Origin of the sequence: Aurantimonas sp. NFXS3, assembly GCF_049132005.1 — a bacterium.
Lineage (GTDB): Bacteria > Pseudomonadota > Alphaproteobacteria > Rhizobiales > Rhizobiaceae > Aurantimonas > Aurantimonas coralicida.
Genome location: NZ_JAGDDZ010000002.1, coordinates 360,010 through 384,992, shown reverse-complemented (window position 1 = coordinate 384,992; position 24,983 = coordinate 360,010). Strand labels below are relative to the sequence as shown.

At 68.8% G+C, this 24,983-nt stretch carries 22 protein-coding genes; 18 read left to right on the top strand and 4 right to left on the bottom strand.

All coding sequences use genetic code 11. The features are described from left to right. The first annotated feature begins 74 nt into the window (after positions 1–74). The 14 genes from J3367_RS06960 to J3367_RS06895 all read left to right on the top strand — a co-directional run bounded on the left by J3367_RS06960 (position 75) and on the right by J3367_RS06895 (position 18,061). Positions 75–1,100 (top strand): glucokinase, encoded by a 1,026-nt coding sequence (locus J3367_RS06960; RefSeq protein ID WP_024349380.1) that lies wholly within the window; start codon positions 75–77, stop codon positions 1,098–1,100. A 116-nt stretch (positions 1,101–1,216) separates the two neighbouring features. Further along, positions 1,217–2,155 (top strand): glutathione synthase, encoded by a 939-nt coding sequence (gene gshB / locus J3367_RS06955; protein WP_024349379.1) that lies wholly within the window; start codon positions 1,217–1,219, stop codon positions 2,153–2,155. A 122-nt stretch (positions 2,156–2,277) separates the two neighbouring features. Next, on the top strand, positions 2,278–2,865 hold the full coding sequence (locus tag J3367_RS06950) for an SH3 domain-containing protein (RefSeq protein ID WP_024349378.1): 588 nt from the start codon (positions 2,278–2,280) through the stop codon (positions 2,863–2,865). Positions 2,866–2,966: 101 nt separating this feature from the next. After that, on the top strand, positions 2,967–3,758 hold the full coding sequence (locus J3367_RS06945; RefSeq protein WP_051141512.1) for a 4'-phosphopantetheinyl transferase family protein: 792 nt from the start codon (positions 2,967–2,969) through the stop codon (positions 3,756–3,758). After that, positions 3,755–4,567: a metallophosphoesterase family protein gene (locus J3367_RS06940; protein WP_024349376.1), complete on the top strand. Its 813-nt coding sequence runs from the start codon at positions 3,755–3,757 to the stop codon at positions 4,565–4,567. The genes J3367_RS06945 and J3367_RS06940 overlap by 4 nt, the downstream gene beginning before the upstream one ends. Before the next feature lie 170 nt (positions 4,568–4,737). Then, entirely contained in the window at positions 4,738–5,958 is a 1,221-nt protein-coding gene (locus tag J3367_RS06935) for a YeeE/YedE family protein (protein ID WP_024349375.1), read from the top strand. Positions 5,959–6,200: 242 nt separating this feature from the next. Further along, positions 6,201–7,175, top strand: a complete 975-nt coding sequence (locus J3367_RS06930; protein WP_024349374.1) for an ImuA family protein — start codon at positions 6,201–6,203, stop codon at positions 7,173–7,175. Continuing rightward, on the top strand, positions 7,141–8,697 hold the full coding sequence (locus J3367_RS06925; protein WP_024349373.1) for a Y-family DNA polymerase: 1,557 nt from the start codon (positions 7,141–7,143) through the stop codon (positions 8,695–8,697). Before J3367_RS06930 ends, J3367_RS06925 begins: the two co-directional genes overlap by 35 nt. Then, positions 8,694–12,209, top strand: coding sequence for an error-prone DNA polymerase (locus tag J3367_RS06920; protein ID WP_024349372.1), 3,516 nt, complete (start codon positions 8,694–8,696; stop codon positions 12,207–12,209). Before J3367_RS06925 ends, J3367_RS06920 begins: the two co-directional genes overlap by 4 nt. 185 nt (positions 12,210–12,394) lie before the next feature. Beyond that, on the top strand, positions 12,395–13,408 hold the full coding sequence (gene coxB, locus J3367_RS06915) for a cytochrome c oxidase subunit II (protein WP_306302712.1): 1,014 nt from the start codon (positions 12,395–12,397) through the stop codon (positions 13,406–13,408). Beyond that, positions 13,405–15,966 (top strand): cytochrome c oxidase subunit I, encoded by a 2,562-nt coding sequence (gene ctaD, locus J3367_RS06910; protein WP_024349370.1) that lies wholly within the window; start codon positions 13,405–13,407, stop codon positions 15,964–15,966. The genes coxB and ctaD overlap by 4 nt, the downstream gene beginning before the upstream one ends. A gap of 9 nt (positions 15,967–15,975) precedes the next feature. Continuing rightward, positions 15,976–16,353, top strand: a complete 378-nt coding sequence (locus J3367_RS06905; protein WP_009211180.1) for a hypothetical protein — start codon at positions 15,976–15,978, stop codon at positions 16,351–16,353. After that, complete coding sequence (locus J3367_RS06900; RefSeq protein WP_024349369.1) at positions 16,353–17,645, top strand: c-type cytochrome; 1,293 nt, start codon at positions 16,353–16,355, stop codon at positions 17,643–17,645. Before J3367_RS06905 ends, J3367_RS06900 begins: the two co-directional genes overlap by 1 nt. Further along, positions 17,642–18,061 (top strand): metallopeptidase family protein, encoded by a 420-nt coding sequence (locus J3367_RS06895; RefSeq protein ID WP_024349368.1) that lies wholly within the window; start codon positions 17,642–17,644, stop codon positions 18,059–18,061. The genes J3367_RS06900 and J3367_RS06895 overlap by 4 nt, the downstream gene beginning before the upstream one ends. Here J3367_RS06895 and J3367_RS06890 read toward each other — a convergent pair. The 3 genes from J3367_RS06890 to J3367_RS06880 are packed head-to-tail and all read right to left on the bottom strand — an operon-like array spanning position 18,007 to position 19,397. After that, complete coding sequence (locus tag J3367_RS06890; protein WP_024349367.1) at positions 18,007–18,255, bottom strand: phage holin family protein; 249 nt, start codon at positions 18,253–18,255, stop codon at positions 18,007–18,009. The two genes, J3367_RS06895 and J3367_RS06890, sit on opposite strands and share 55 nt — an antisense overlap. Before the next feature lie 54 nt (positions 18,256–18,309). Then, positions 18,310–18,516, bottom strand: a complete 207-nt coding sequence (locus J3367_RS06885; protein WP_009211183.1) for a DUF1737 domain-containing protein — start codon at positions 18,514–18,516, stop codon at positions 18,310–18,312. Then, entirely contained in the window at positions 18,513–19,397 is an 885-nt protein-coding gene (locus J3367_RS06880; protein ID WP_035694673.1) for an HpcH/HpaI aldolase/citrate lyase family protein, read from the bottom strand. Before J3367_RS06880 ends, J3367_RS06885 begins: the two co-directional genes overlap by 4 nt. A gap of 147 nt (positions 19,398–19,544) precedes the next feature. On the opposite strand from J3367_RS06880, the gene leuD reads away from it, so the two are divergent. Further along, positions 19,545–20,150 carry a 3-isopropylmalate dehydratase small subunit gene (gene leuD, locus J3367_RS06875; protein ID WP_024349365.1) on the top strand — a complete coding sequence of 202 codons (606 nt, stop codon included), beginning with the start codon at positions 19,545–19,547 and terminating at the stop codon, positions 20,148–20,150. A 181-nt stretch (positions 20,151–20,331) separates the two neighbouring features. After that, entirely contained in the window at positions 20,332–20,946 is a 615-nt protein-coding gene (locus J3367_RS06870) for a hypothetical protein (protein WP_024349364.1), read from the top strand. Between the two features lie 311 nt (positions 20,947–21,257). On the opposite strand, the gene leuB is transcribed toward J3367_RS06870, so the two are convergent. Further along, positions 21,258–22,379, bottom strand: coding sequence for a 3-isopropylmalate dehydrogenase (gene leuB / locus J3367_RS06865; protein WP_024349363.1), 1,122 nt, complete (start codon positions 22,377–22,379; stop codon positions 21,258–21,260). 208 nt (positions 22,380–22,587) lie between these two features. Between leuB and J3367_RS06860 the strand changes: the two genes are divergently transcribed. Beyond that, positions 22,588–23,541 (top strand): mechanosensitive ion channel family protein, encoded by a 954-nt coding sequence (locus J3367_RS06860; protein WP_029702753.1) that lies wholly within the window; start codon positions 22,588–22,590, stop codon positions 23,539–23,541. 249 nt (positions 23,542–23,790) lie between these two features. Next, positions 23,791–24,822 (top strand): aspartate-semialdehyde dehydrogenase, encoded by a 1,032-nt coding sequence (locus J3367_RS06855; RefSeq protein WP_024349361.1) that lies wholly within the window; start codon positions 23,791–23,793, stop codon positions 24,820–24,822. Positions 24,823–24,983: the final 161 nt, after the last annotated feature.

The window sequence follows — 24,983 nt, the reverse complement described above, 5'->3', positions numbered from 1 at the left end:
GGATCGGCGTTTTGCCTTCGTCACGGCAATGGCCTATGTGGCAGTCATACGAATCGATTGAAGCGGGCATTCCCATGGCAGGCAAGCGCGACGAAAACGACGCGTTGAAGTTTCCGGTCCTGATCGGCGATATCGGCGGCACCAATGCGCGCTTTTCCCTGCTGGTCGACGCCTTCGCCGATCCCAAGCCGTTCCCGGTGATCCAGACCGCGGATTTCGAGACGATCGACGATGCGATCCAGGCGACGGTTCTGGACAAGACTTCCATCCAGCCGAAATCGGCGGTCCTGGCGGTCGCCGGCCCGGTGGACGGCGACGAGATCGACCTGACCAACTGCCCCTGGGTGGTGCGGCCGCGCAAGATGCTGGCCGAGCTGGGGATCGAGGAGGTCATCGTCCTGAACGACTTCGAGGCGCAGGCGCTGGCGATCTCCGCGCTGGGCGACGCCTCGCGCTCGCAGATCGGCGGCGGCACCGTCCATGAAGGCGCCAGCCGCGCCGTGCTCGGCCCCGGCACCGGCCTCGGCGTCGCCGGGCTGGTGCGCGCCCGCAGCATGTGGATCCCGGTCGCCGGCGAAGGTGGTCATATCGATCTCGGCCCGCGTACGCCCCGCGACTACGCGATCTGGCCGCATCTGAAGACCATCGAGGGACGGGTGTCGGGCGAGCAGGTCCTGTGCGGCCGCGGCCTCGTCAATCTCTACGAGGCGATCTGCGCCGCCGACGGCGTCGACCCGGTCCACAGCTCGCCCGCCGAGATCACCGAGGCGGCCGTCAACCGCAAGGATGCGCCGTCGAGCGAAGCCGTCGACCTCTTCGCCACCTATCTCGGCCGTGTCGCCGGCGACATCGCGCTTCTCTTCATGGCCCGCGGCGGCGTCTACATCGCCGGCGGCATCTTCCAGCGCATCATCCCGATCCTGAAGGCCGACCAGGTCCGCGCCGCCTTCGAGGACAAGGCGCCGCACAGCGCGCTGATGCGCGAGATCCCGCTCTTCGTGGTGACCGAGCCGCTGGCCGCGCTGGCCGGCCTCGCCGCCTTTGCCCGCACGCCGCGCTTCTTCGGGCTGGAGACCACCGGACGCCGCTGGGTCGCCTGACCAGGGCCCCGCCCCGGGGCCTTGCCGGCGACGATCCGTCCATTGCCATTGCGCATGCCGCCGCTCGGCGCTACGTCGCAGCGCGGTCGTACCCGTTCCCAGGCGAAGGAAACCCCATGGCGCTCAAAGTCGCGGTCCAGATGGACCATGTCTCCTCGATCTCGATCAAGGGCGATTCCACCTTCGCCCTCTGCCTGGAAGCGCAGAACCGCGGCCACAGCCTGTTCCACTACACGCCCGACCGGCTGTCGCTGCGCGACGGCCGCGCCACGGCCCGCGGCGAGGTGCTGGAACTGCGCGAGGAAGAGGGCAACCATTTCAGCCTCGGGCCCCAGGAAAAGGTCGATCTGGCCGAGATGGACGTCGTCCTCCTGCGCCAGGACCCGCCCTTCGACATGGCCTACATCACCTCGACCCACATTCTCGACCGCATCCACCCGAAGACGCTGGTCGTCAACGACCCGACCTCGGTGCGCAACGCGCCGGAAAAGATCTTCGTCACCGAATTCGCCGATCTGATGCCGGAGACGCTGATCACCAAGGACCCGGAAGAGGTCATGGCCTTTCGCGCCGAATTCGGCGACATCGTCATGAAGCCGCTCTACGGCAATGGCGGCGCCGGCGTCTTCCACATCACCCCGGACGACCGCAACCTGACCTCCTTCCTGGAGACCTTCGGCCTGCTTTTCCGCGAGCCGTTCATCGTGCAGCGCTACCTGAAGGACGTGCGCAAGGGCGACAAGCGGATCATCCTGGTCGACGGCGAGTTCGCCGGTGCGATCAACCGCGTGCCCGCCGAGACCGACACCCGCTCCAACATGCATGTCGGCGGCCAGGCGACCCCGACCGAGCTGACACCCCGCGAACGCGAGATCTGCGAGCGCATCGGACCGGCGCTGCGCGAGCGCGGCCTGATCTTCGTCGGCATCGACGTGATCGGCGATCTCCTGACCGAAATCAACGTCACCTCCCCGACCGGCATCCGCGAGGTGAAGCGCTTCGGCGGCGCCGATATCGCCGCGGTCCTGTGGGACGCGATCGAGGCGAAGCGCTGACCCTCCTGCCGTCGCGGAAGATGAACGCCGGATAACAGGTGCGTTCGGGAACCGTTCGGACTGACTGTGGCTTACTGCAGCAAGAGAACCGGAGAGGTTCCGGCTCAGTCCGAGGGAACGCCATGAACAAGATGCTCTTTGCAGCGCTCGCGGTCGCGAGCGCCATCACGCTGCCGGCGAGCGCACAGGCGCAGTCGCGTGCGATCGCCACCACCGACGTCAATCTGCGCGCCGGCCCGTCGACCTCCTATCCTGCCGTCAACGTCGTCGGCGCCGGCGACCGGGTCCGCGTCTTCGGCTGCCTCGACACCCGCGCCTGGTGCGATGTCGGCTATGACGGCCAGCGCGGCTGGATGTCGTCCAACTATCTCGCCGACGCCCGCGAGCGCCGCTATACCGGCCCGCGCTATGTCGACCGGATGGACGCGCCGGTCATCTCCTTCTCCATCGGCCGCTACTGGGATGACCATTATCGCAGCCGCAATTTCTATCGCGACCGGGACCGCTACGACGATCGCCGGGGCCGCGACCGCCGCGACTTCGATCGCCGCGACGACCGGCGCGATGCCCGTCGCGATGCCCGCCGGGACTTCCGCGAAGACCGGCGTGACGACCGGCGCGAATTCCGCGAGGACCGGCGGGACGATCGTCGCAACTATCGCGAGGAGCGCCGCGACGAACGGCCGGTGCCCCTCTACCGGGTGGACTGAGGCCTCCCCACATTGAACGATGATCGAGGCGCGGGCGCCCCCCCGCGCCTCGATGCTTTTGCGGCCATTGAACCCTGGCCGCCGTGCCGCCGAGGACCGCCTTGCCACCGATCGATCCCGCCACCAGCGCCCCTGTCCTGCCGGAGAACGGCGTCGCCATCTGGCTGACCTTCCTGGCCGATATCGGCGACAGCGAGCGCGCGGCCTATCGCAAGCTCCTCGACCCGCACGAGGTCGAGCGCCACGACCGCTACAAGGTGGCGGGCGCCCGCGACGAGTTCCTGGTCGGGCGGGCGCTGGTCCGCACCACCCTGTCGCGCTACCGCGACACCGCGCCCGCCGACTGGCGCTTCGAGACCAACCGCCATGGCCGGCCCTCGATCGTCGGCGAGGCGGCGGGCGGCCTCGTGTTCAACCTTTCCCATACGCGCGGCCTCGTCGCCCTGGCCGTCTCCAGGGGCTGCGAGATCGGCGTCGACGTGGAGGCAGTCGGCCGGGAAAGCGCCACCTTCGATCTGGCCGGGCGCTATTTCTCGCCGTCTGAAGCCGAGTGGGTGCGCGCGGCGACCGGTCCGGCTCTGGCCGAGCGGTTCTTTGCGGTCTGGACCCTGAAGGAAGCCTATATCAAGGCCCGCGGCATGGGGCTGGCCCTGCCGCTGGACGGCTTCTCCTTCGCCCTCGACGACGCCACCGAGCGGCCGACCATCGCCTTCGATGAAGGCTGCCCCGACGATCCGGCCCGCTGGGCCTTCCTGCGCCGGCGCGTGTCGAACGACCATCGCCTGGCCTTCGCGGCCTCGCCGCCGGACCGGATTGACACCGTGCGATTCCTGCGCACCGTTCCGCTGTCGGGCTCCGTTACCGATATCGATGCCACGGACGTCGCGTCGTGAAGCTCTTCGCCGTCGCCGACCTGCATCTCGGCCACCCGGCCAATCGCGAGGCGATCCACGAGATTGCCGCGCATCCGGACGACTGGCTGATCCTCGCCGGCGACGTCGGCGAGACCGAGCGCCATCTGGATCTGGCCCTCGACGTCCTGCAGCCGAAATACCGGCAGGTGGTCTGGGTACCGGGCAATCACGAACTCTGGGCCGTGGCCAGCGAAGGCGTGCCGCTGCGCGGCGAGGCGCGCTACCGCCACTTCGTCGAGCGCTGCCGGGCCCGCGGCGTGCTGACGCCCGAGGACGCCTATCCGGTCGTCGCCATCGACGGGCAGGACGTGCGCATCGTGCCGATGTTCCTGCTCTACGACTATTCCTTCCGGCCCTCCGATGTCGCCCATGAGGACGCCGTCGCCTGGGCCCGCGAGGGCGGGCCGGTCTGCTCCGACGAGCAGTTCCTGCCGGCCGATCCCCATGCCAGTCGCAGCGCCTGGTGCGCGGCGCGCGTGTCGGCGACCGCGGCCCGCCTCGACGGGCTCGACGACGGCGTGCCCAACATCCTCGTCAATCACTGGCCGCTGCGCCGCGATCTGGCCCGCCTGCCGCGCATTCCGCGCTTCTCGATCTGGTGCGGCACCACCCGCACCGAGGACTGGCACACCCGCTACAACGCTCGGGCCGTGATCTCCGGCCATCTGCACATGCCCTCGTCCAGGACCATCGACGGCGTCGCCTTCGAGGAGGTCTCCTTCGGCTATCCCAAGCAATGGCGCGGTCGCCGCGAACCGGCCGACGCGCTGCGCCGCATCCGGATGTAGCCGGCTCACGAAAGCCTCGCGGCGCCCGAGATGATGCGCTTGGCGCGGATCGGCCTTTGCGGGGAACAATCTTCGCCTCCCGCTGCCGGGCGGAGCATGCTGTGCGTCGTCGGCCCCGCAGCCCGACCCTATCTGTCGTCGCAACAGCCTGCATTTCCACGGAGACATCCATGTCGCAGATCACCATGGCGGGCCGCGCCCCCGGCAGCGGCGCCGTGAGCCCGGCCGCCTGGGTCGCGCTCGGCCTCGCCCTCATCGGCGCGCTGGGTCTCGCCTTCGGCCAGAGCCCGCGCATCGCCGCGCTCTTCGTCGTCGGCGGCGCCTTCGGCCTCGTCCTCTACCATGCCGCCTTCGGCTTCACCTCGGCCTGGCGCAACTTCATCCGCGACGGTCGCGGCCGGGGCCTGCGCGCCCAGATGGTGATGCTCGCCATCGCCGTCGCGCTGTTCTTCCCGGCGCTGGCCGCCGGCAGCCTGTTCGGCCAGGAAGTCTCGGGATTCGTCTCGCCGGTCGGCACCTCGGTGCTGGTCGGGGCGTTCATCTTCGGCATCGGCATGCAGCTGGGAGGCGGCTGCGCCTCCGGCACGCTCTACACCGCCGGCGGCGGCAATGCCCGCATGCTGATCACGCTGGCCTTCTTCATCATCGGCTCGCTGCTGGCGACGATCCATTTCGACTGGTGGATGGCGCTGCCGGCCTTCGAGCCGGTCTCGGTCGTCGACAGTGTCGGCGCGCCGCTGGGCATCGTCCTGTCCTTCGCCCTCTTCGCGGCCATCGCGGCCGTGACGATCCTCGTTGAAAAGCGCCGCCATGGCGGGCTGGAGCAGGCCGACGCACCGAAGCGCCACGGTCTGGCACGCTTTGCCCGCGGGCCGTGGCCGCTGGTCGCCGGCGCCATCGCGCTGGCGCTGCTCAACTTCGTCACGCTGGCGCTGGCCGGGCGCCCCTGGGGCATCACCTCGGCCTTCGCCCTGTGGGGCGCCAAGCTGTCGGAACTCGGCGGCGTCGATCCCTCCGCCTGGTCCTACTGGCAGAAGCCGGGCAATGCGACGGCGCTGTCCTCCAGCATCTTCGCCGACATCACCTCGGTGATGAATTTCGGCATCATCCTCGGTGCCCTCCTCGCCGCGGCCCTCGCCGGCCGGCTGGCGCCGAACTTCGCCATTCCGCTGCGCTCCATCCTGGCCGCGGCGATCGGCGGACTGCTGCTGGGCTATGGCGCGCGAATCGCCTTCGGCTGCAATATCGGCGCCTATTTCGGCGGCATCGCCTCGGGCAGCCTGCATGGCTGGCTGTGGCTGGTCGCCGCCTATGCCGGCTCGGTTCTCGGCGTACGCCTGCGGCCGTTCTTCTTCGTCGGCGAACGGCCGCACGTCACCAAGGACACCTGACTGCACCCATCATCCACAGACCTTTCGAAAGGCCGTCGCGACACCCTCGCGACGGCCTTTTTGCGTGGTTGTCGCAAGACAGGGGATTAGGAATCCTGCCCTTTCCGGAAACGGCGCTCGGGCCCTGAGCAGACTCGGCTTGACTCTCCAGGGCCGCTCTGGAATCCATAGGAACATATCAGGAACAAACCTCTTGGTGAGGCGGAGCGATCGCGAATCCCTTGTGATCGAAGGAGAATCCTATGGCCTCAACCGATCCCGCCGCGCTGACCGCCTCCCGGCGCGCGGCCCCGCCCGCGCCCGTTCGCCTGTATGGCACGGACCGGGATTTTGCTAGGAATCGTGCCCTGTCGGAGCTACGCGAGCGCATCGCGCAGATCGAGGGCGAGCCGGTCTGCCGGATGGAAAACACCGCTGCGGACACCCGCCACCAGGGCGATGCGGCAGCCGTGCGGCGCGCGATGCCGAAGCTCCTGTCGCTCGGCGACGCAGCGGCCGATGCGGCGCTCGGCGGCGGCTTTCCGGCGGCGGGACTGGCCGAAATCCATCTCGACGAGACCCGCGACGGCGGCTCGCTCGCCGGCTTCGCGCTGGCGCTGGCGATCCGCTTCGGCGCCCGCCCGGACCGGCCGCTCCTGTGGATCGGCGACATGATGGCGTTTTCCGAGGCCGGGCTTCCCTATCTGCCGGGGCTTGCGAGCTTCGGCCTCGACCCCGCCGCGCTCTGCCTCGTCAAGACCCGCAAGCTCGACGAGGCGGCCTGGGCCGGCGAGGAGGCCGCCACCTCGCGGGCGCTGGCCATGGCGATCCTGGAAGTGCGCGGCAATCCCGCCCGGCTCGGCCTCGACGGCACCCGGAGGCTGCATCTGCGCGCCCGCGACGCCGGCCTGCCTCTGCTGTTGCTGCGCCAGAGCGCCTGTCCCGAGGCCACCGCCGCGCCGCTGCGACTGCGGATCCGGCCGGGGCCGGCGAGCCACGTCGCCGACCTGGCCGATCGCGACAAGCTCATCGGCCACCCGGTCTTCGACGTCACGGTGGAGAAATCCCGCGACGGTCGCCCGCAGCATGTAGTCCTGGAGTGGAATTCCCATGAGCGACGTTTCGGCCCCCCGGCCCGTTCCGAACCGCTATCTCGCCCTGTCGTTTCCACGGCTGTCGACGGACCGGATCCGGCGCGAGCGGATGGGACGGTCGTGGCGCTCCGACGCGCCTCGTAAGGGAGCGGCCGACGACGGCGATGGCGAAAGCGGCCGCCCGGCGCCGCTGGCGCTCTACGAGACCGTCGGCAACGCCAACCGCATCGTGGCGACCTGCGAGGCAGCCGAGGCCATGGGGCTTGCGGCGGGCAGCGGCCTGGCCGAGGCGAAGGCGCGGTTTCCGGACATGGAGGTCATGCTTGCCGACCCGGCGGCCGACCGGCGGCTTCTGGAGGCGGTCGCCGACTGGTGCGACCGCTACACGCCGCTCGTCGCCCTCGACGCGCCGCACGGTCTCGTCCTCGACATTTCCGGCTGCGCCCATCTCTTCGGCGGCGAGAAGGCGCTGATGGACGATCTCCTGGTGCGGCTGTTCCATCAGGGCCTCGCCGCGCTTGCAGCGATCGCCAGCCATGCCGGCACGGCCCTGGCGCTGGTCGGCGGCGGCAAGGGGCGCGGCGGCGCCATCGTCGCCGAGAATGACGAGCTGGCCGCCGTTTCGCCGCTGCCCGTCGCCGCGCTGCGGCTGGAGCCGCCGGTCGCGGCGATGTTTCGCCGTCTCGGCCTGAAGACCATCGACGCGCTGCTGGCGCTGCCCCGCGCCGGGCTGGCGCGGCGCTTCGGCGAAGATCTCCTCGCCCGCCTCGACACCGCGCTCGGCCGCGCCTCCCGGCCGATCAGCCCGCGCCGGCCGGTACCGGACCTGACCGCCGAGCGGCGATTGTTCGAGCCGATCAGCCTGACCGACGACGTCGAGCGCATCCTCCTGTTGCTGGCGGCGCGGATGAAGGGCGATCTGGAGCGGCGCGGCGTCGGGGCGCGGCAGCTCGAACTGTCGCTGTTTCGCGTCGACGGCGCGGTCAACCGGCTGGTGGTCGGCGCCTCGCGGCCGGTGCGCGAGCCCGCCGCCATCCAGCGCCTGTTCCGCGAGCGCATGAAGGGGCTCGGCGAGGAGTTCGACGCCGGCTTCGGCTACGATCTCGTCAAGCTCGCCATCTACGCCACCGAGCCGATGCCAGACCTGCAGACCGACCTGTCCGGCGAGACCGTCGGCAGCGACGCCTTCGGCAGCCTCGTCGACAGGCTCGGGGCGCGGCTCGGCGAGGCCAGCGTCCTGCGGCTCGACGCCGTCGCCAGCCACTGGCCCGAGCGGGCCGAGCGCTGGCGGCCGATGGTGGCGGGCTCGGCCGCGCTGGCAAGGCCGGCACCGGTCGCCGCGCCGCAGACGGCGCCGCGGCCGCTGCGGCTGCTCGCCATGCCGGAAGCGATCGAGGCGAGCTTCGAGGTGCCGGACGGCGCGCCGCTGAAATTTCGCTGGCGCCGGGCGCTGCACGTGGTGCGCCGCGCCGAGGGGCCGGAGCGCATCGCCGGCGAATGGTGGCGCCAGCCCGACGCGGCGGCCCGCGACTATTACCGCGTCGAGGACGAGGCCGGCCGCCGCTTCTGGCTGTTTCGTGAGGGCTGCGCCGATCCGGCCGTCGACCCCGAACTGCAGGTGCCGGACGGGCGCCCGGCCTGGTTCCTGCACGGCATCTTCGCATGAGGATCGAGCCTTATCGCGAGCCCCGGGCCTTTCCCGAGATCGGCGTCGCCAGCTGCTTTTCCTTCCTTGCCGGCGCGTCGCAGCCGGAGGAGCTGGTGGTCACCGCCCATCGGCTGGGGCTCGCCGGCCTCGGCATTGCCGACCGCAACACCGTGGCCGGCGTCGTGCGCGCCCATCAGGCCGCCCGCGAGGCGGAACTGCCCTATGCACCCGGCGCCCGGCTGGTGTTTTCCGACGCGACGCCCGACATCTTCGCCTATCCGCGCGACCGCGCCGGCTGGGGCAGGCTCTGCCGGCTTCTGAGCCGCGGCAATCTGCGGGCGACCAAGGGCAGCTGCATCCTAACCCTTGCCGACCTTCTGGAATGGGGCGAGGGGCTGAACCTCGCGATGATCGCGCCGCAGGCGCTCGGCTGCGGCCAGGACGGCGACGCCGCGGCAATGGAGGCCGGCCTCGCCGACCCGCTGCACCGGCTGCGCGAGGCCTTCGGCGGCGCCGTCCGCCTGGCCGTCGCGCCGGCCCATGACGGGCTCGACCAACGCCGCATGGCGCGGGCGGCGCACCTGGCCGCGCGGTGCCGCACGCCGATGCTGGCCACCAACGACGCCTTCCACCACGCGCCCGGCCGGCGGCGGCTGCAGGACGTGATGACCGCGATCCGCGAGCATGTACCGCTGGCCGAGGCCGGCTTCCTTCTGGCGCGCAATGCCGAGCGGCATCTGAAGGCGCCGCACGAGATGGAGCGGCTGTTCCGCCATTATCCCGAGGCGATCGCCGAGACCGGCCGGTTCTTCGCCGAGCTGCAATTCGACCTGAAGAGCCTCGCCTACGAATATCCCGACGAGGCGCTGAAGCTGTCGCGCTCGCCGGCCGAGGAGTTGCGCCATCTCGCCCATGAGGGCGCCCGCTGGCGCTATCCGGAGGGTGTGCCGGCCAGCGTGACGACGCGGATCGACTACGAGCTGAAGATCATCGGCGAGTTGCAGTACGAGCCGTATTTTCTCACCGTCCACCACATCGTCAAGGGCGCCCGCGAGAAGGGCATCCTGTGCCAGGGCCGCGGCTCGGCGGCCAATTCCGTCGTCTGCTTCTGCATCGGCGTCACCGAGGTCTCGCCGGAGCGGGCCGGCCTGCTGTTCGAGCGCTTCATCTCCTCGGACCGGCGCGAGCCGCCGGACATCGACATCGACTTCGAGCACGAGCGCCGCGAGGAGGTGATCCAGTACATCTACGAGCATTACGGCCGCGACAACGCCGCCATCGCCGCCACCGTCATCACCTACCGGGCGCGTTCGGCCGCCCGCGAGGTCGGCAAGGCGTTCGGCCTGTCGGAAGATGCGGTCTCGGCCCTGTCCGGCTCGGTCTGGGGCTATTCCTCCGCCGATCTCGGCGAGCGCGAAGCCGCGGCCGCGGGCCTGTCGGCCAAGGACGCCACCACCGCCAACGTCCTGTCCTTCTCCGCCGAGCTCGCCGGCTTTCCGCGGCATCTGTCCCAGCATGTCGGCGGCTTCGTCATCACCAAGGGCCGCATCGACGAGGTGGTCCCGATCCTCAACACCGGCATGGAGGGGCGCACCATCGTCGAGTGGGACAAGGACGATCTCGACGAGCTCGGCATCCTGAAGATCGACATCCTGGCGCTGGGCATGCTGTCCTGCCTGCGCCGGGCCTTCGATCTCCTGCAGCAGCATTACGACCTGCCGCTGACGCTGGCCGATCTGTCGAAGGCCCAGGACGACCAGCCCACCTATGCGATGATCCAGCGCGCCGACACGCTCGGCGTCTTCCAGATCGAGAGCCGGGCGCAGATGACCATGCTGCCCAAGCTGCGGCCCGACTGTTTCTACGATCTGGTCATCGAGGTGGCGATCGTGCGGCCCGGGCCGATCCAGGGCGACATGGTCCACCCCTATCTGCGCCGCAAGATGGGGCTGGAGCCGGTCACCTTCCCCAAGGAGGAACTGCGCGAGGTGCTCGGCCGCACCCTCGGCGTGCCGCTGTTCCAGGAACAGGCGATGAAGATCGCCATCGTCGCGGCCGGCTTCACGCCCAACGAGGCCGACCGGCTGCGCCGCGCCATGGCGACCTTCCGGCGGGTCGGCACCATCCACACCTTCCAGAAGAAGATGGTCGAGGGCATGGTGGCGCGCGGCTACGAACGCGACTTCGCCGAGCGCTGCTTCAAGCAGATCGAGGGCTTCGGCGAATACGGCTTTCCCGAAAGCCACGCCGCCTCCTTCGCGCTGCTGGTCTATGCCTCCTGCTGGCTGAAATGCCATTATCCGGACGTCTTCGCCGCCGCCCTCCTGAACGCCCAGCCGATGGGCTTCTACGCCCCGGCGCAGATCGTGCGCGACGCCCGCGAGCACGGCGTCGAGATGCGGCCGGTCGACATCAATCGCTCCGACTGGGACCAGACGCTGGAGGCGGCCGACTTCGACCCCGGGCGGATGAAGGCGCGCAATGCCGGCATGCGCGACCATATCCGCACGCGCCACGCGGTCCGTCTCGGCTTCCGGCAGGTGAAGGGCCTCGGCGAGGCCGACATGCGCACGCTGGTGGCGGCGCGGGGCGCGGGCTACGATTCCGTGCGCGACCTGTGGCTGCGCTCGGGGCTGAAGCGCGCGACCATCGAGCGGCTGGCCGATGCCGACGCCTTCGCCTCGCTGGGCTACAGCCGCCGCGACGCGCTGTGGGCCTGCCGGGCGCTCGACGCCAAGGGCTCGTCGGAGCGGCTGCCGCTGTTCGAGCAGGCGGCGACCCGCGACCTGCAGGCCGAGCCCGATGCGACGCTGCCGCCGATGCCGGTCGGCGAGGAGGTGATCAACGATTATCGCTTCCTGTCGCTGTCCTTGAAGGCGCATCCGGTGAGCTTCGTGCGCCGCGACCTCGAGGCCCTGCGGGTCATCCCCGACGAACGGCTGGAGCGCCTGCGCTCGGGTAGCTGGGTCACGGTCGCCGGCCTCGTCCTGATCCGCCAGCGGCCCGGCTCGGCCAAGGGCGTCATCTTCATGACCATCGAGGACGAGACCGGCACCGCCAATATCATCGTCTGGCCGAAGGTTTTCGAAAGCCACCGCGCCCTCGTCCTGGGGGCCCGTTTCGTCAAGGTGACCGGCCGGATGCAGTCCGACCACGGCGTCATCCATGTCGTCGCCCAGACCATCGAGGACCTGACGCCGCTCCTGATGTGCGTTGCCGATGGCGGCGCGACGACGGACTACGCCCTGGCCCCTGCCGACCACGTGAAGAGCCCGCTGCGGCGCCCCTCCAGCCGTCCGCCCGGCCTTTCGCACGACGCGGCGAAGGCCGGCGACGTGGACGCGGCGGAGCTCGCCGTCTCGCTCGGCGCCGCCCTTGCCCGCGCCGACGAGGTGCGCCGACCGATCGACGAGAAGCGGCTGGCCCACCGGCACCTGCGCATGGTGGCGGCGAGCGACGGCCCGATCCAGCGCAGCATGGCCGAACGCCAGAGCCGGGAGGTGCTGCCCAAGGGCCGCAATTTCCAATGATCCGGCTCGCTGAGAGCGATGTGGGCGCGGTCGTCACTTTCGTTCTGGCCGAAGCCTGGACGGCGCCTATCTGCCGATAAGGGCGCCACGAGGGGCGTCCGGAAATCCGGCGACCGCGCCATATCGAAAGGATGACGATGCCGGCATCGCGGCCGCTCACGACCGGGACCTCCAGCCGTCGCAGATTGCCCGCCGCCTTGCGGCCGGGCCGGGTCGCGCGTCTCGCCGCCCCGGCCGGACTGGCACTCCTGGCCGGCTGCGCCGGACCGCAATCGGTCTTCGAGGGCGCCGGCGCCGAGGCCACCGACGTCGCCTTCCTGTTCTGGGTCATGCTGGTCGGATCGGTCGCGATCTGGCTGTTCGTCATCGGGCTCGGCATCTACGCCACCAAGACCCGGCCCCGTGCCCACAGCGAACGCACCGGCCTCTACCTGATCATCTGGGGCGGCGGTGTCTTTCCGGTCGTCGTCCTCGCCGGCCTCCTGATCTGGGGGCTCGCCATGATGCCGGAGCTGCGCCGCCCCGCAAACGGGCCGACCATCGCGGTTTCGGGCGAGCGCTTCTGGTGGCGCATCTCCTATGATGTCGAGGGCGAGCCGGGCGCGGTGCGCAGCCTGCCCGCCGGCGGCGTCGAAAGCGCCAACGAGCTCTGGCTGCCGCTTGGCCGACGCACGGAGATCCTGCTCGGCAGTCCCGACGTGATCCATTCCTTCTGGGTTCCCGCCATTGCCGGCAAGACCGACGCCATTCCCGGCCGGGTCAACCGGCTGGTGCTCGAGCCGACCCGCGAAGGCATCTATAACGGCGTCTGCGCCGAATTCTGCGGCGACGCCCATACCCAGATGGGGCTGCGCGTCGTGGTGGTGCCGCAGGCCGAGTACGACGCGCGCGTCGCGGCCCTGGCCCAGCCGGCAGCCGTCACCGACGATCCCGGCGCGGCGCTGTTCCTCAAGAATGGCTGCGGCGCCTGCCATACGGTCCGCGGCACCGAGGCCGACGGCCGCGTCGGCCCGGACCTGACCCACATCGCCTCGCGCCAGACCATCGCCGCCGGCCTGCTGCCGACGAATGTCGCCAATATCGCCCGCTTCATCCACTCCACCGATCACGTCAAGCCGGGCGTCGAGATGCCGTCCTTCGGCGTCCTGCCGGACGCCGAGATCGACGCGATCGCCCAATGGCTCGGACGCCTCGAATGAGCGAGATACCCTTCGACAACCCGGCGATCACCGGCGCGAGCGATCGCGACCAGGAGGACCCGGCCGTCCGCCGCGAGCAGGAGGACCGGCTGCGCACGGTCTGGGCCGCCCCCAAGGGCTGGCGCTACTGGTCGGCGGTCAACAACACCGAAGTCGGCATCTGGTACACCGCGACCTCCTTCGCCTTCATGCTGTTTGCCGGCGTTCTCGGCCTGATGATCCGCAGCCAGCTGGCGGTGCCAGACAACGACTTTTTGACCGCGTCCTTCTACAACCAGGTCTACACGCTGCACGGCACCGTGATGATGTTCCTGTTCGCGGTACCGATCTTCGAGGCCGTGGCGATCATCCTGTTGCCGCAGATGCTGGGGGCGCGCGACCTGCCGTTCCCGCGCCTGTCGGCCTTCGGCTACTGGTGCTTCCTGATCGGCGGCGTCTTCGTCTGCGGCTCGATCTTCTTCGATTCGGCCCCCGAGGGCGGCTGGTTCATGTATCCGCCGATGACGACGCAGGAGCGGTTCTCGCCCGGCTACGGCCCGGACATCTGGCTCTTGGGCCTGTCCTTCATCGAGGTCGCCTCGATCGCCGCGGCGGTGGAGCTGATCGTCGGCACGCTCAAATGCCGGCCGCCCGGCATGCGGCTCAACCTGATGCCGCTCTATGGCTGGTACGTGCTGGTCGTCGCCGGGATGATCCTCTTCGCCTTCCCGCCGCTGATTGCCGGCGACATCCTGTTCGAGCTGGAACGGCTGTTCAACTGGCCGTTCTTCGACCCGACGCGGGGCGGCGACCCGATGCTGTGGCAGCATCTGTTCTGGATCTTCGGCCATCCGGAGGTCTACATCGTCTTCCTGCCGGCCATCGCGCTGCTGGCGATGATCGTGCCGACCTTCGCCCAGCGCCCGATCCTCGGCTATTCCTGGATCGTGCTGGCGGCCGTCGGCACCGGCTTCTTGTCCTTCGGCCTGTGGGTCCACCACATGTACGCCACGGGCTTGCCGTCGATCTCGCTCGGCTTCTTCTCGGCGGCCTCGGAAGCCGTGGCGATCCCCACCGGCGTGCAGATCTTCGTCTTCCTGGCGACGCTTCTGACCGGCCGGGTGATCTATTCGGTGCCGATGCTGTTCGTTTCCGGCTTCCTGGCGATCTTCGTCATCGGCGGGCTGACCGGCGTGATGATCGCGCTGGCGCCCTTCGACTGGCAGGCCCACGACACCTATTTCATCGTCGCCCACCTCCATTACGTCTTGATCGGCGGCATGCTGTTTCCGCTGATGGCCGGCGTCTATTATTACTGGCCGCTGATCGGTGGGCGGAAAATGTCCGACCGCTTCGGCAAGATCGCCTTCTGGCTGATGTTCGTCGGCTTCAACGTCGCCTTCATGCCGATGCACTGGTCCGGCCTGATGGGCATGCCGCGGCGGGTCTGGACCTATCCGGAAGCGCTGGGGCTCGGGATCCCCAACCTGATCTCGACCATCGGCGCCTTCGTCTTCGCCGCCGGTTTCCTGGTGGTCGTGGCCGACGTCCTGCGGCCGCGCGGCAAGGAGCCCTATGCCAAGCGCAATCCCTGGAACGCCGGCACGCTGGAATGGCTCGGCGAGATGCCCGGCGAAGCCTGGGGCGTGCGCTCGATCCCGCTGGTGCGCACCCGCTATCCGATCTGGGACCAGCCGAACTTCATCGACGACGTCGATAAGGGCCGGTTCTATCTGCCCGACGCCGTCGAGATGAAGCGCGAGACCATCGTCACCAGCGTCCTCGACGGCCGGCCGATCCAGTGCCTGCGGGTGCCGGGGCCGACCTTCATGACCTTCTGGGCGGCGGTCTTCCTCGGCGCGGTCTTCATCCTCGCCACCTTCCACTACTGGTACGCCACCATCGCCGCGATGGTGCTGGCGACGGCGGCGATCATCCTCTGGCTGTGGCGCGGCACCGCCGTCGTCCCGGAGAAGATGGAGAAGGACGTCGGACGCGGCCTGTCGCTGCCGCTCTATACGTCGGGCCCGCATTCGGTCGGCTGGTGGGCGATGTTCATCACCATGATCGGCGACGGCACCGCCTTTGCCGGGCTCGCCTTCGGCTATTACTTCTTCTTCACCATCCATGCCGACTTCCCGCCGCCGGTCTCGGAAGGGCCGGGATTGCTCTGGCCGCTGGTGTCGCTGGGGCTGTTCGCGGCGGCCTGGATCGGCGCGCAAGCGGCGCTCGTCGCCAACAGCCGCGCGCATGTCGGCCTGTCGCGGCTCCTGATGGGCGGTGCGGCGGCGATCAGCCTGGCGGCCGCGGCGGCCCTGGTCTGGGCGCCCTACGCCACCAACATGGACCCGACAGTCCATGTCCATCCGGCGATCGTCTGGACCCTGGTCATCTGGACCGCCGCCCATGGTGCGGTCGGCGCGCTGATGCTGGCCTACTGCCTTGCCCGTTCGCTGGCCGGCAGGCTGACGCCGGTCTTCGACATCGATATCCACAATGTCGCGCTCTACTGGCATTTCATGGCCGCAACCGCGTTGGCAACCGTGGTGACGATCTCGCTCTTCCCGCTCTTGGTCTAGGAGGCGAACATGTCGGTCGACAAACGCACCTATGACGATCTGTGGACGCTGATCGCGGCACCGCTGGTCTGGGCGCTGCACTTCCTGTTCAGCTACACGGTGGCGGCCTATGCCTGCGCGCCCCAGAGCTGGCTGTTCAAGGATCTGGCGACGGCGCGGATCGCCATCGGCGTCGTCACCCTCCTGTCGCTGCTGGCCATCGCTTATGGTTTTCGCCGCGCCTGGCGGGACTGGTCGGCCGGGGGCGGCGGCCATCGCCACGATCGCGACACGCCGGAGGATCGCGAGCGGTTTCTGGAATTCTCGACGCTGCTGCTCGCCGCCCTGTCCTTCGTCGGCGTCATCTTCGACGTCCTGCCCGTCATCATGATCGCGGACTGCCGGTAATGCGCAAGCGGATCGATTTCATCCTGACCTGGAAGCGGATCGGCGCCGCCGCGGCCGCCGTCGTCGTTGCCGCCTTCGCCCTCGGCTGGTCCGGCATGGTGCCGATCTCCGCCTCCTCCGGGCATTTCCCGCCCTTCGGCTGGTTCCTCCACTGGGTCATGGGCAACGCCGCCGAGAAGCAGTCGCTGGCGGTCAGCATTCCCGACGATCTCGACCTGTCCGACCCGGCGCTGGTCAAGCGCGGCGCCGGGCATTTCGCCACCGGCTGCGCCGTCTGCCATGGCAGCCCGACCGAGGCCCAGTCGCCGGTCGTCCTGTCGATGACGCCGCACCCGCCACGCCTCGAGGGACGTGTGCCGGAATGGTCGGACCGCGAGCTGTTCTGGATCGTCCAGCACGGCATCAAATATACCGGCATGCCGGCCTGGCCGACGCAGGCCCGCGCCGACGAGGTCTGGGCGCAGGTGGCCTTCCTGCGCGCCCTGCCCGGCATGTCGCCGGCCGCCTATGACGATCTGGCGCTGGCGAGCGGCGCCGATGGCCGGCTCGACGGCGGCAATGGCGCGCAGAACGCCGTCCTGTCCAACGGCGCCGAACTCGCCTTCGAGGACGCGCTGGCCGATTGCGCCCGCTGCCACGGCCGCGACGGCTATGGCCGCGGACCTGACGGTGCCTTTCCGGTTCTGGCCGGACAGCCGGCCGATTATCTTCTGGCCAGCCTGCAAGCCTATTCCAACGGCGACCGCGCCAGCGGGTTCATGCAGCCGCCGGCCCGGCGCTACGATGCCGAGATGCTGGCGCGGCTCGCCGAGCATTTCGCCGCCGTCGAAGGACCCGGCAGCCCGGCGGCGACCGGTGGGGTCGGAACAGACGCAGCCGCCGCGACGCCACCTGCCGAAGCGCCGAAGACCGAGACCGAACGCGCCGTGCCGGAGGAAGCGGCATCGGGCCCGCCGAATACGCGAGAGGGGCTCCTGGGGCTGGGCCGACGGCTTGCCGAAGACGGCCTGCCGGAGCGCAAGCTGCCGGCCTGCGAAAGCTGCCACGGCGCCGATGGCGCCAATCGCGAGCCGGCTCGCAACGCCGTCTATCCGCGGCTGGCCGGCCAGCCCGAATGGTATCTGAAGACCCAGTTGCATCTGTGGAAGGAGGGGGAGCGCGGCGGCACCGCCTATGCCCATGTCATGACCAACATCGCCAAGCACCTCACCGAGGAGCAGATCGAGGCCGCCGCGGCCTGGTACGGCCAGACCGCGCCCGGCGACGGCCAGCATCAGGAAATCCGCCCATGAACGGCGCGACGCCCGCGGATTGGGAGGGGCGGATGGCGCCGGGCCTCGACGTGATCGAGGCCATCGCCATCAAGGCCTATGACGAGCTGCCGGCCGAGTTCCGGGCCCTGTCGGGCGAGATCCGCTTCCTCATCGCCGAGTTTCCCGACGACGACGTCGTCAAGGAGATGGCGCTCGACAGCCCCTTCGACATTCTCGGCCTGTTCGAGGGCCGCGGCATCGGCGATCTTGGCAGCCCGGTCACCGGCGAACTGCCGAACCGGATCCTGCTCTATCGCCGGCCGATCCTCGATTACTGGGCCGAGCACGAGGGGACGCTCGGCAGCCTCGTCTCACATGTCCTGATCCACGAGATCGGCCATCATTTCGGCCTGTCGGACGAGGACATGGAGGCACTGGAGGATTCGGTCGCCTGACGCCGGCGCCGCTTGCGCCAGCCCAGAAACGCCAGCACGCCCAGCGCGCCGGTGACGATCGAGACGGTCATCGGCATGGCCAGCGCCAGCAGCGCGAAGACCGTCAGGCAGGCGGCGCCGAACAGGCCGAGGACGGCACAGCCGATGCCGTAGCCGACAGCCGATTCCAGATGGCGTTTCGTTGCGTCCGGCATGGCGGTCCCGCGATCCGGGCGTACACGCCGAACCGCTTCCTTGCAGAATGTCGGTTATTGCTCGCCGAGCTTCATCGCCGGGTCGTAGTCGCGGCCCTCGACGATCTTGGTCACCGCCTGGCCGCAGCGCATCGCGCCAGCCGCCGCGTCGAAGGCGTAGGTCGGCGAGCCGTGCAATTCCCAGCCCTTGGAAAGGGCCAGCGAGACCTTGTGGCAGAAGCTGGAATCGTCCGGCCCGGAGAGGAAGCGGTAGAGTTTCATGCCGTCGTCCCGCGTTCGGCGATCTTGTCGCGCATCTGGAGAAGTGCCTGCGCTTGGGTCAGATGCAGCCGCTCGACCATGCGGCCATCGATCTGCAGGACGCCCTTGTCCCGGTTTTCCGGCTCTGCGAAGGCGGCGACGATCCGCTCGGCCCAGGCGACCGCCTCCGGATCGGGCGAGAAGGCCTGATTGGCCGCCGCGATCTGGCTCGGATGGATCAGCGTCTTGCCGTCGAAGCCCATGCGCCGGCCGGCCGCGCATTCGGCGGCAAAGCCCTCCGCATTGCGGAAATCGGCATAGACGCCGTCGAGAACGGCAAGGTCGTAGGCTTTCGCCGCGACGACGATCTGCATCATCCAGGGCATCAGTTCGGCCCGGTCCGGTCCCGGTTCGATACCCGTCGACAGGGCGATGTCGTTGGGTCCGACGATGAGCGCGCCGAGCCGGTTCCGGCTGCCCTCGCGGGCGATCGTGCCGACATCGAGAATGCCGAGCGGCGTCTCGATCATCGCCCAGAGCTTCAGCCTGTCCGGCGCGTCGGTTTCGGCCAGCGCGACGGCGGCCTCCTCCAGCATCGCAATGCTCTCGACCTTGGGCAGCAGGATCGCATCGACCCCGGCGCCGCGCGCCATCAGCAGGTCTTCGGTGCCCCATTGCGTGTCGAGCGTGTTGATCCGCACGATCCGCTCGCCCTTGAAGGAGGTGTCCTGCAGATGCGTGCGCAGGCGCTCGCGCGCCGCGTCCTTCTCGTGCGGGGCGGCGGAATCCTCAAGGTCGTAGATCAGGCCGTCGGCGGCGAGACCGTCGGATTTCTCCAGCGCGCGGGCATTGGCGCCGGGAACGAAGAGCAACGAGCGGCGGGGGCGAAATGGCGTGGTCATGGCCGATGTCATGGCCGATTCAGCCGCGCGAGGCAATCGCCCGGCCGGCAGCGCACGACGCCTCGGTTTGCGCCTCGGCGGTGCCATGCTATCTCCCCGGGCGAGGAACATCCGCCGACACCATCGGCGAGCCAAGGGGATGGAGCCATGCAGAAATTCGACCGCCTGACCGGGATCGCGGCGCCACTGCCGATCATCAACATCGACACCGACATGATCATCCCCAAGGACTATCTGAAGACGATCAAGCGCACCGGCCTCGGCGCCGGCCTGTTCGCCGAGTCGCGCTTCAACCGGGACGGCTCGGAGAACCCGGACTTCGTCCTCAACAAGCCGGCTTACCGCAATGCAGAGATCCTCGTGGCGGGCGACAATTTCGGCTGCGGTTCGTCGCGCGAGCATGCGCCCTGGGCGCTGCTCGACTTCGGCATCCGCTGCGTGATCTCCACGTCCTTCGCCGACATCTTCTACAACAACTGCTTCAAGAACGGCATTCTGCCCATCAAGGTGACGCCCGAGCAGCTCGAACTCTTGATGGACGACGCCGAGCGCGGCGCCAATGCCCGCCTGACCATCGATCTGGAAGCCCAGACCATCTCCGGCCCCGACGGCGGCGAGATCACCTTCGAGATCGACCCGTTCCGCAAGCACTGCCTGCTCAACGGTCTCGACGACATCGGCCTGACCATGGAGAAGGCCGAGACCATCGGCTCCTACGAACAGGATCTGGCCGAGCGCCGTCCCTGGGCCTGAGCCTGAGCCTGATCCCCAGCCGTCGATGAGGCGCTCGACGGCCAGCGGTCGATAGACGGCGGATCAATCGGCCAGTTGCCGCGCGCTCCGGCCGCTTCAGTTAGGCGGAGCATCGCCGCTGCGACCGCCGTTTGGGTCGCCCCTCGGGGGTCGCAGCGCAGAACCGGAAGGATCGGTCGGCATGCTCACCTGGATGTCCGAGAACAGCGGCGCGCTCAACGTCGTCCTGAACGCCGCCATGCTCGGCGTCTGGGGTGTCTATCTGCAGATCATGGTGACCAGCTACCGGCGCCAGCGCCGGTCTTCCATCCTGATCACCCGCGGCGCCGGCCACGGCATCCGCTCGCGCTGCCTGATCACAAACATGGGCGCCGAACAGGTCTATGTGACGAGCCTGCTGGCCACGGTCACCGCGGGCGACGAGACGCGCGAATACACCCTCACCGATCTGCGAGACCTGCCGGAAGACCTGGGCGAGGATCCGCACTCCGCCATGCGCCAGGGCAGCCTCGGCACCGGGCGCTACATGGATCTGGGGCATTTCGACGAGTTGCTGAAGGAGATCACCAGCACCGATCCGGATTTCACCCGCAACGCCACGATCGACACCTTCGTGCTGACCGTGGTGGCGCTCTACGGCACCGAGCGGATGCCGGTCGGTGCGACGCGCAGTTTCGCCATCAAGAAGGACGGCGACGGCAACCGGCAGATCGTGCCGCATTCGGTGGAGACGCGGCAGATGCGCGGCCGCCGCGATCGCAAGACGCTGCGCAACAAGCTGATGAAGCACATGTAGGCTTCGCCGCCACGGCGCTTTTCAACATCCTGAACGAGAAACGGCCGCCCTCTCGCGAGGCCGGCCGTCTTCATGTCGTCGCCCATCTGTTCGACCGACGGGGTCAGGTCAGGCCCGGCGCGGTGCCCGGCGGGGCTCTTCGCCGCGGCCGAGGAACTTCTTGGCCACCCAGCCGACGATGACTGCCTTGAGAATGCTCTTGATCATCCTGCGCTCCTGTCGAAGTTATCTTGCGCAAACAACGCAGATGTCCCCGAGCGGTTGCGTCCCAGTCACGCGAGGATGATCGTTCTTGCCGTTGCTGGCCCCGTTCAGGCGGCCTTGGCGAGCGTCTCGCGGAAGCGCGCGGCCACCGCGTCGCCCATCTCCTCGGTGCCGACCTGGCGGCAGCCCTCGCCCATGATGTCGCTGGTGCGCACGCCCGATTCCAGGACGTCGGCGACCGCGCCCTCCAGTGCATCGGCCTCGGCGACCATCTGGAAGGAATAGCGCAGGCACATGGCGAAGGAGGCGATCATCGCCAGAGGGTTGGCGACGCCCTTGCCGGCGATGTCCGGCGCCGAGCCGTGCACCGGCTCGTAGAGCGCCCGGCGCGTGCCGGTCTTCTCGTCGGCCGCACCCAGCGAGGCCGAGGGCAGCATGCCGAGCGAGCCGGTCAGCATCGCCGCGATGTCGGATAGCATGTCGCCGAACAGATTGTCGGTGACGATAACGTCGAACTGCTTGGGCGCGCGCACCAGCTGCATGCCGCCGGCATCGGCCAGCATGTGCTCCAGCTCCAGATCGGCATATTCGTCGCGATGGATGCGCGTGACGACCTCGTTCCAGTAGAGGCCCGACTTCATGACGTTGCGCTTTTCCATCGACGTCACCTTGCCGCGACGGGTGCGGGCGAGGTCGAAGGCGGCCCGGGCGATGCGCTCGATCTCGTAGGTATCGTAGACCTGCGTGTCGATGGCGCGCTTCTGGCCGTTGCCCAGATCGATGATCTCCTTGGGCTCGCCGAAATAGACGCCGCCGGTCAGCTCGCGCAGGATCAGGATGTCGAGACCTTCGATCACCTCGCGCTTCAGCGAGGACGAGCCGGCCAGCGCCGGGTAGCAGATCGCCGGGCGCAGATTGGCGAAGAGCTCCATGTCCTTGCGCAGTCGCAGAAGCCCGGCCTCGGGGCGCTTGTCGTAATCGACGCCATCCCATTTCGGCCCACCGACGGCCCCGAACAGCACCGCGTCGCTGGCCATGGCAAGCTCCATGGTCGCGTCGGAAATCGGCGCGCCTTCCGCGTCATAGGCGCAGCCGCCGACAAGCGCGGTCTCGGTCTCGAAGCCGGCGCCGACCATCTCGTTCATCAGGGCGGTGAGCTTCTCCACCTGTGCCGTCGTCTCGGGGCCGATCCCGTCGCCGGGCAAAAGCAGGAGCTTGCGGGTCGTCATCTTGGCGTATCCTCCATGGTGCCAGTCATCGTGCCGGCTTTACACCAAAGGACGCCGCTGGACACCCTGCCGATCCGGCGCCCGGTCCTCAGATTGTGGCCGAGCCGGCAGGGGCGCCCCGACAAATGCCGCCAAATGGCCTTGTTCCGTCAAGGCGCCGTTAACCGCGCGGGACCATAAGCGGGCGATACGAAGGAAGCGTCGGCGCATGTCTGGCAGCCGGCCCGCAAGGGTCCGGCCCGGCAACGCCATGGAGAGTTGCGTGCCGTTCTTCATCCCGACCCCGATCGCCGACAATCTGATGTGGAGCCTCGCGATCCTCGTGGCGACATTCGGCCTGCGCTGGGCCGGGGAATGGTTCGCCACCCGCAACACGGATCCGATCGAGGCCCGCCAGCGCCGCTTCACCATCCGCGCCATCACCAATGCCGTCGTTGCCGTGGCGCTGCTCGGTATCTGGCTGAGCGAGATCCAGAACCTCCTGTTCTCGCTGGCCGCCGTCATGGTGGCGCTGGTCGTAGCGACCAAGGAGCTGATCATGTGCATCGCCGGTTCGGTGCTGCGCTTCGGCGGTCATCTCTTCAAGGTCGGCGACCGCATCGACATCAACGGCATCCATGGCGAGGTAATCGATCACGGCCTGTTCTCCACGACGATCATGGAGCTGCCGCCCCATCATCTCGGCCATTCGGGTACCGGCCGCGTGGTGATGCTGCCGAACGCGATCCTTTTGACCGGGCCGGTGCGCGTCGGCGCCCAGCCCCGGCACTTCTTCCCGCACCGCTTCACCCTGACGCTGGAAGGCCCGGTGCCGGTGCGCGAGACCAAGGCGCGGATCGAGGCCGCCGCCGAAGCTGCGCTCGCCGACGATCTCGACCGGGCAACGCGCTTCCACCGGCTGGCGGCCGGCAAGGCTGGCGCCGAGATCGCCGGGCCGGGCTACGAGGTGACGGTCGGCACCTCCGACATCGGCAAGTTGCAGTTCCACGTCATGCTCTATTGCCTCGTCCAGGATGCGGGCGCCCTGCAGCAGGCGATCACGCTGGAGGCGCTCGAGGGCCTCGGCGCCGCCCGCACGGTCAAGCCCGGCGAGCAGCGGGCCTGGGACGAGATCGCCCGGCAGCTCAGGGAAGCGGCGCGACCGCGCGAGGCCGCCGCCTGAGCGGCGACGAAGCCCTGCCACGCAGGGGCCGGAGCGGGATCCGCGGGCTTGATATCGGGGCGCGTCGGGTGGGCCGAACCCGGCCCGCGCAATTGACAAGCCCCGTGCATCCGCGCATATCGCGCCTCATGTCCGTACGCTGCACCGTCAAACCGTCGACTCTGTGACGCCGCCTGCCCCGCTGGTCTCCCCCGGGGCAGAGACGCGAGCGTGCGAAGAGTGAGCGGGGAGAGCGAAGGATTGCATCCCATGGGTTACAAGGTCGCCGTCGTCGGCGCTACCGGCAATGTCGGGCGCGAAATGCTGGAAATCCTGGCCGAGCGCGGATTTCCCGCCGACGAGGTCGTGGCGCTGGCCTCGCGCCGCAGCCAGGGAACCGAGGTCTCGTTCGGCGACAAGACGCTGAAGATCGTCGCGCTGGACCAGTATGATTTCAACGGCACCGACATCTGCCTGATGTCGGCGGGCGGCGACATCTCCAAGGAATGGTCGCCGAAGATCGCCGCCACCGGCTGCGTCGTCATCGATAATTCCTCGGCCTATCGCTACGATCCGGACGTGCCGCTGGTCGTGCCGGAAGTGAACGCCGATGCCGTCGAGGGCTTCCGCAAGAAGAACATCATCGCCAATCCGAATTGCTCGACGGCGCAGCTCGTCGTGGCGCTGAAGCCCCTGCACGACGTCGCGACGATCAAGCGGATCGTGGTGTCGACCTACCAGTCGGTGTCCGGCGCCGGCAAGGAGGGCATGGACGAGCTGTTCAAGCAGAGCCGCGCGGTCTTCGTCGCCGACGAGATCGAGCGCAAGAAGTTCACCAAGCGCATAGCCTTCAACGTCATCCCCCATATCGACGTCTTCATGGAAGACGGTTCCACCAAGGAAGAGTGGAAGGTGATGGCCGAGACCAAGAAGATGCTCGACCCGAAGATCAAGGTCACCTGCACCGCCGTTCGCGTGCCGGTCTTCATCGGCCATGCCGAAGCGGTGAACATCGAGTTCGAGAAGCCGATCACCGCCGACGAGGCGCGCGACATCCTGCGCGAGGCACCGGGTTGCCTCGTCATCGACAAGCATGAGGACGGTGGCTACATCACCCCCTACGAGTCGGCCGGCGAGGACGCGACCTACATCTCGCGCATCCGCGAGGACCAGACACTCGACAACGGCCTGAACATCTGGGTCGTCGCCGACAATCTGCGCAAGGGTGCGGCCCTGAACACGGTTCAGATCGCCGAATTGCTGGTCAATCGCGGTCTCCTGAAGCAGCGCGACGCCGCCTGAGGCCCCGTTCCGCGATCGCCCGGTCCACCGGGCGATCGCTGACGCGCGGCCCTCGTGCCGCGCCCGTTTCGCCCCCCTTCTCTACCGGTCTGCGGCCGGCCCCGGCACCCGTGTCGGCAACGCCGCCGCATCTGTGGCCGTGCCGCAACGTTCCAGCCACA

Bases quoted from the DNA above. Each gene is read 5' to 3' on its own strand.
- J3367_RS06895 (WP_024349368.1), top strand. From the start codon at position 17,642: ATGAACGGCGCGACGCCCGCGGATTGGGAGGGGCGGATGGCGCCGGGC.
- J3367_RS06870 (WP_024349364.1), top strand. From the start codon at position 20,332: ATGCTCACCTGGATGTCCGAGAACAGCGGCGCGCTCAACGTCGTCCTG.
- J3367_RS06920 (WP_024349372.1), top strand. From the start codon at position 8,694: ATGAGGATCGAGCCTTATCGCGAGCCCCGGGCCTTTCCCGAGATCGGC.
- J3367_RS06935 (WP_024349375.1), top strand. From the start codon at position 4,738: ATGTCGCAGATCACCATGGCGGGCCGCGCCCCCGGCAGCGGCGCCGTG.
- J3367_RS06930 (WP_024349374.1), top strand. From the start codon at position 6,201: ATGGCCTCAACCGATCCCGCCGCGCTGACCGCCTCCCGGCGCGCGGCC.
- J3367_RS06860 (WP_029702753.1), top strand. From the start codon at position 22,588: ATGTCTGGCAGCCGGCCCGCAAGGGTCCGGCCCGGCAACGCCATGGAG.
- J3367_RS06900 (WP_024349369.1), top strand. From the start codon at position 16,353: ATGCGCAAGCGGATCGATTTCATCCTGACCTGGAAGCGGATCGGCGCC.
- J3367_RS06960 (WP_024349380.1), top strand. From the start codon at position 75: ATGGCAGGCAAGCGCGACGAAAACGACGCGTTGAAGTTTCCGGTCCTG.
- leuB (WP_024349363.1), bottom strand. From the start codon at position 22,379: ATGACGACCCGCAAGCTCCTGCTTTTGCCCGGCGACGGGATCGGCCCC.
- J3367_RS06855 (WP_024349361.1), top strand. From the start codon at position 23,791: ATGGGTTACAAGGTCGCCGTCGTCGGCGCTACCGGCAATGTCGGGCGC.
- J3367_RS06905 (WP_009211180.1), top strand. From the start codon at position 15,976: ATGTCGGTCGACAAACGCACCTATGACGATCTGTGGACGCTGATCGCG.
- J3367_RS06885 (WP_009211183.1), bottom strand. From the start codon at position 18,516: ATGAAACTCTACCGCTTCCTCTCCGGGCCGGACGATTCCAGCTTCTGC.
- gshB (WP_024349379.1), top strand. From the start codon at position 1,217: ATGGCGCTCAAAGTCGCGGTCCAGATGGACCATGTCTCCTCGATCTCG.
- J3367_RS06950 (WP_024349378.1), top strand. From the start codon at position 2,278: ATGAACAAGATGCTCTTTGCAGCGCTCGCGGTCGCGAGCGCCATCACG.
- ctaD (WP_024349370.1), top strand. From the start codon at position 13,405: ATGAGCGAGATACCCTTCGACAACCCGGCGATCACCGGCGCGAGCGAT.
- J3367_RS06925 (WP_024349373.1), top strand. From the start codon at position 7,141: ATGGGACGGTCGTGGCGCTCCGACGCGCCTCGTAAGGGAGCGGCCGAC.
- leuD (WP_024349365.1), top strand. From the start codon at position 19,545: ATGCAGAAATTCGACCGCCTGACCGGGATCGCGGCGCCACTGCCGATC.
- J3367_RS06880 (WP_035694673.1), bottom strand. From the start codon at position 19,397: ATGACCACGCCATTTCGCCCCCGCCGCTCGTTGCTCTTCGTTCCCGGC.
- J3367_RS06890 (WP_024349367.1), bottom strand. From the start codon at position 18,255: ATGCCGGACGCAACGAAACGCCATCTGGAATCGGCTGTCGGCTACGGC.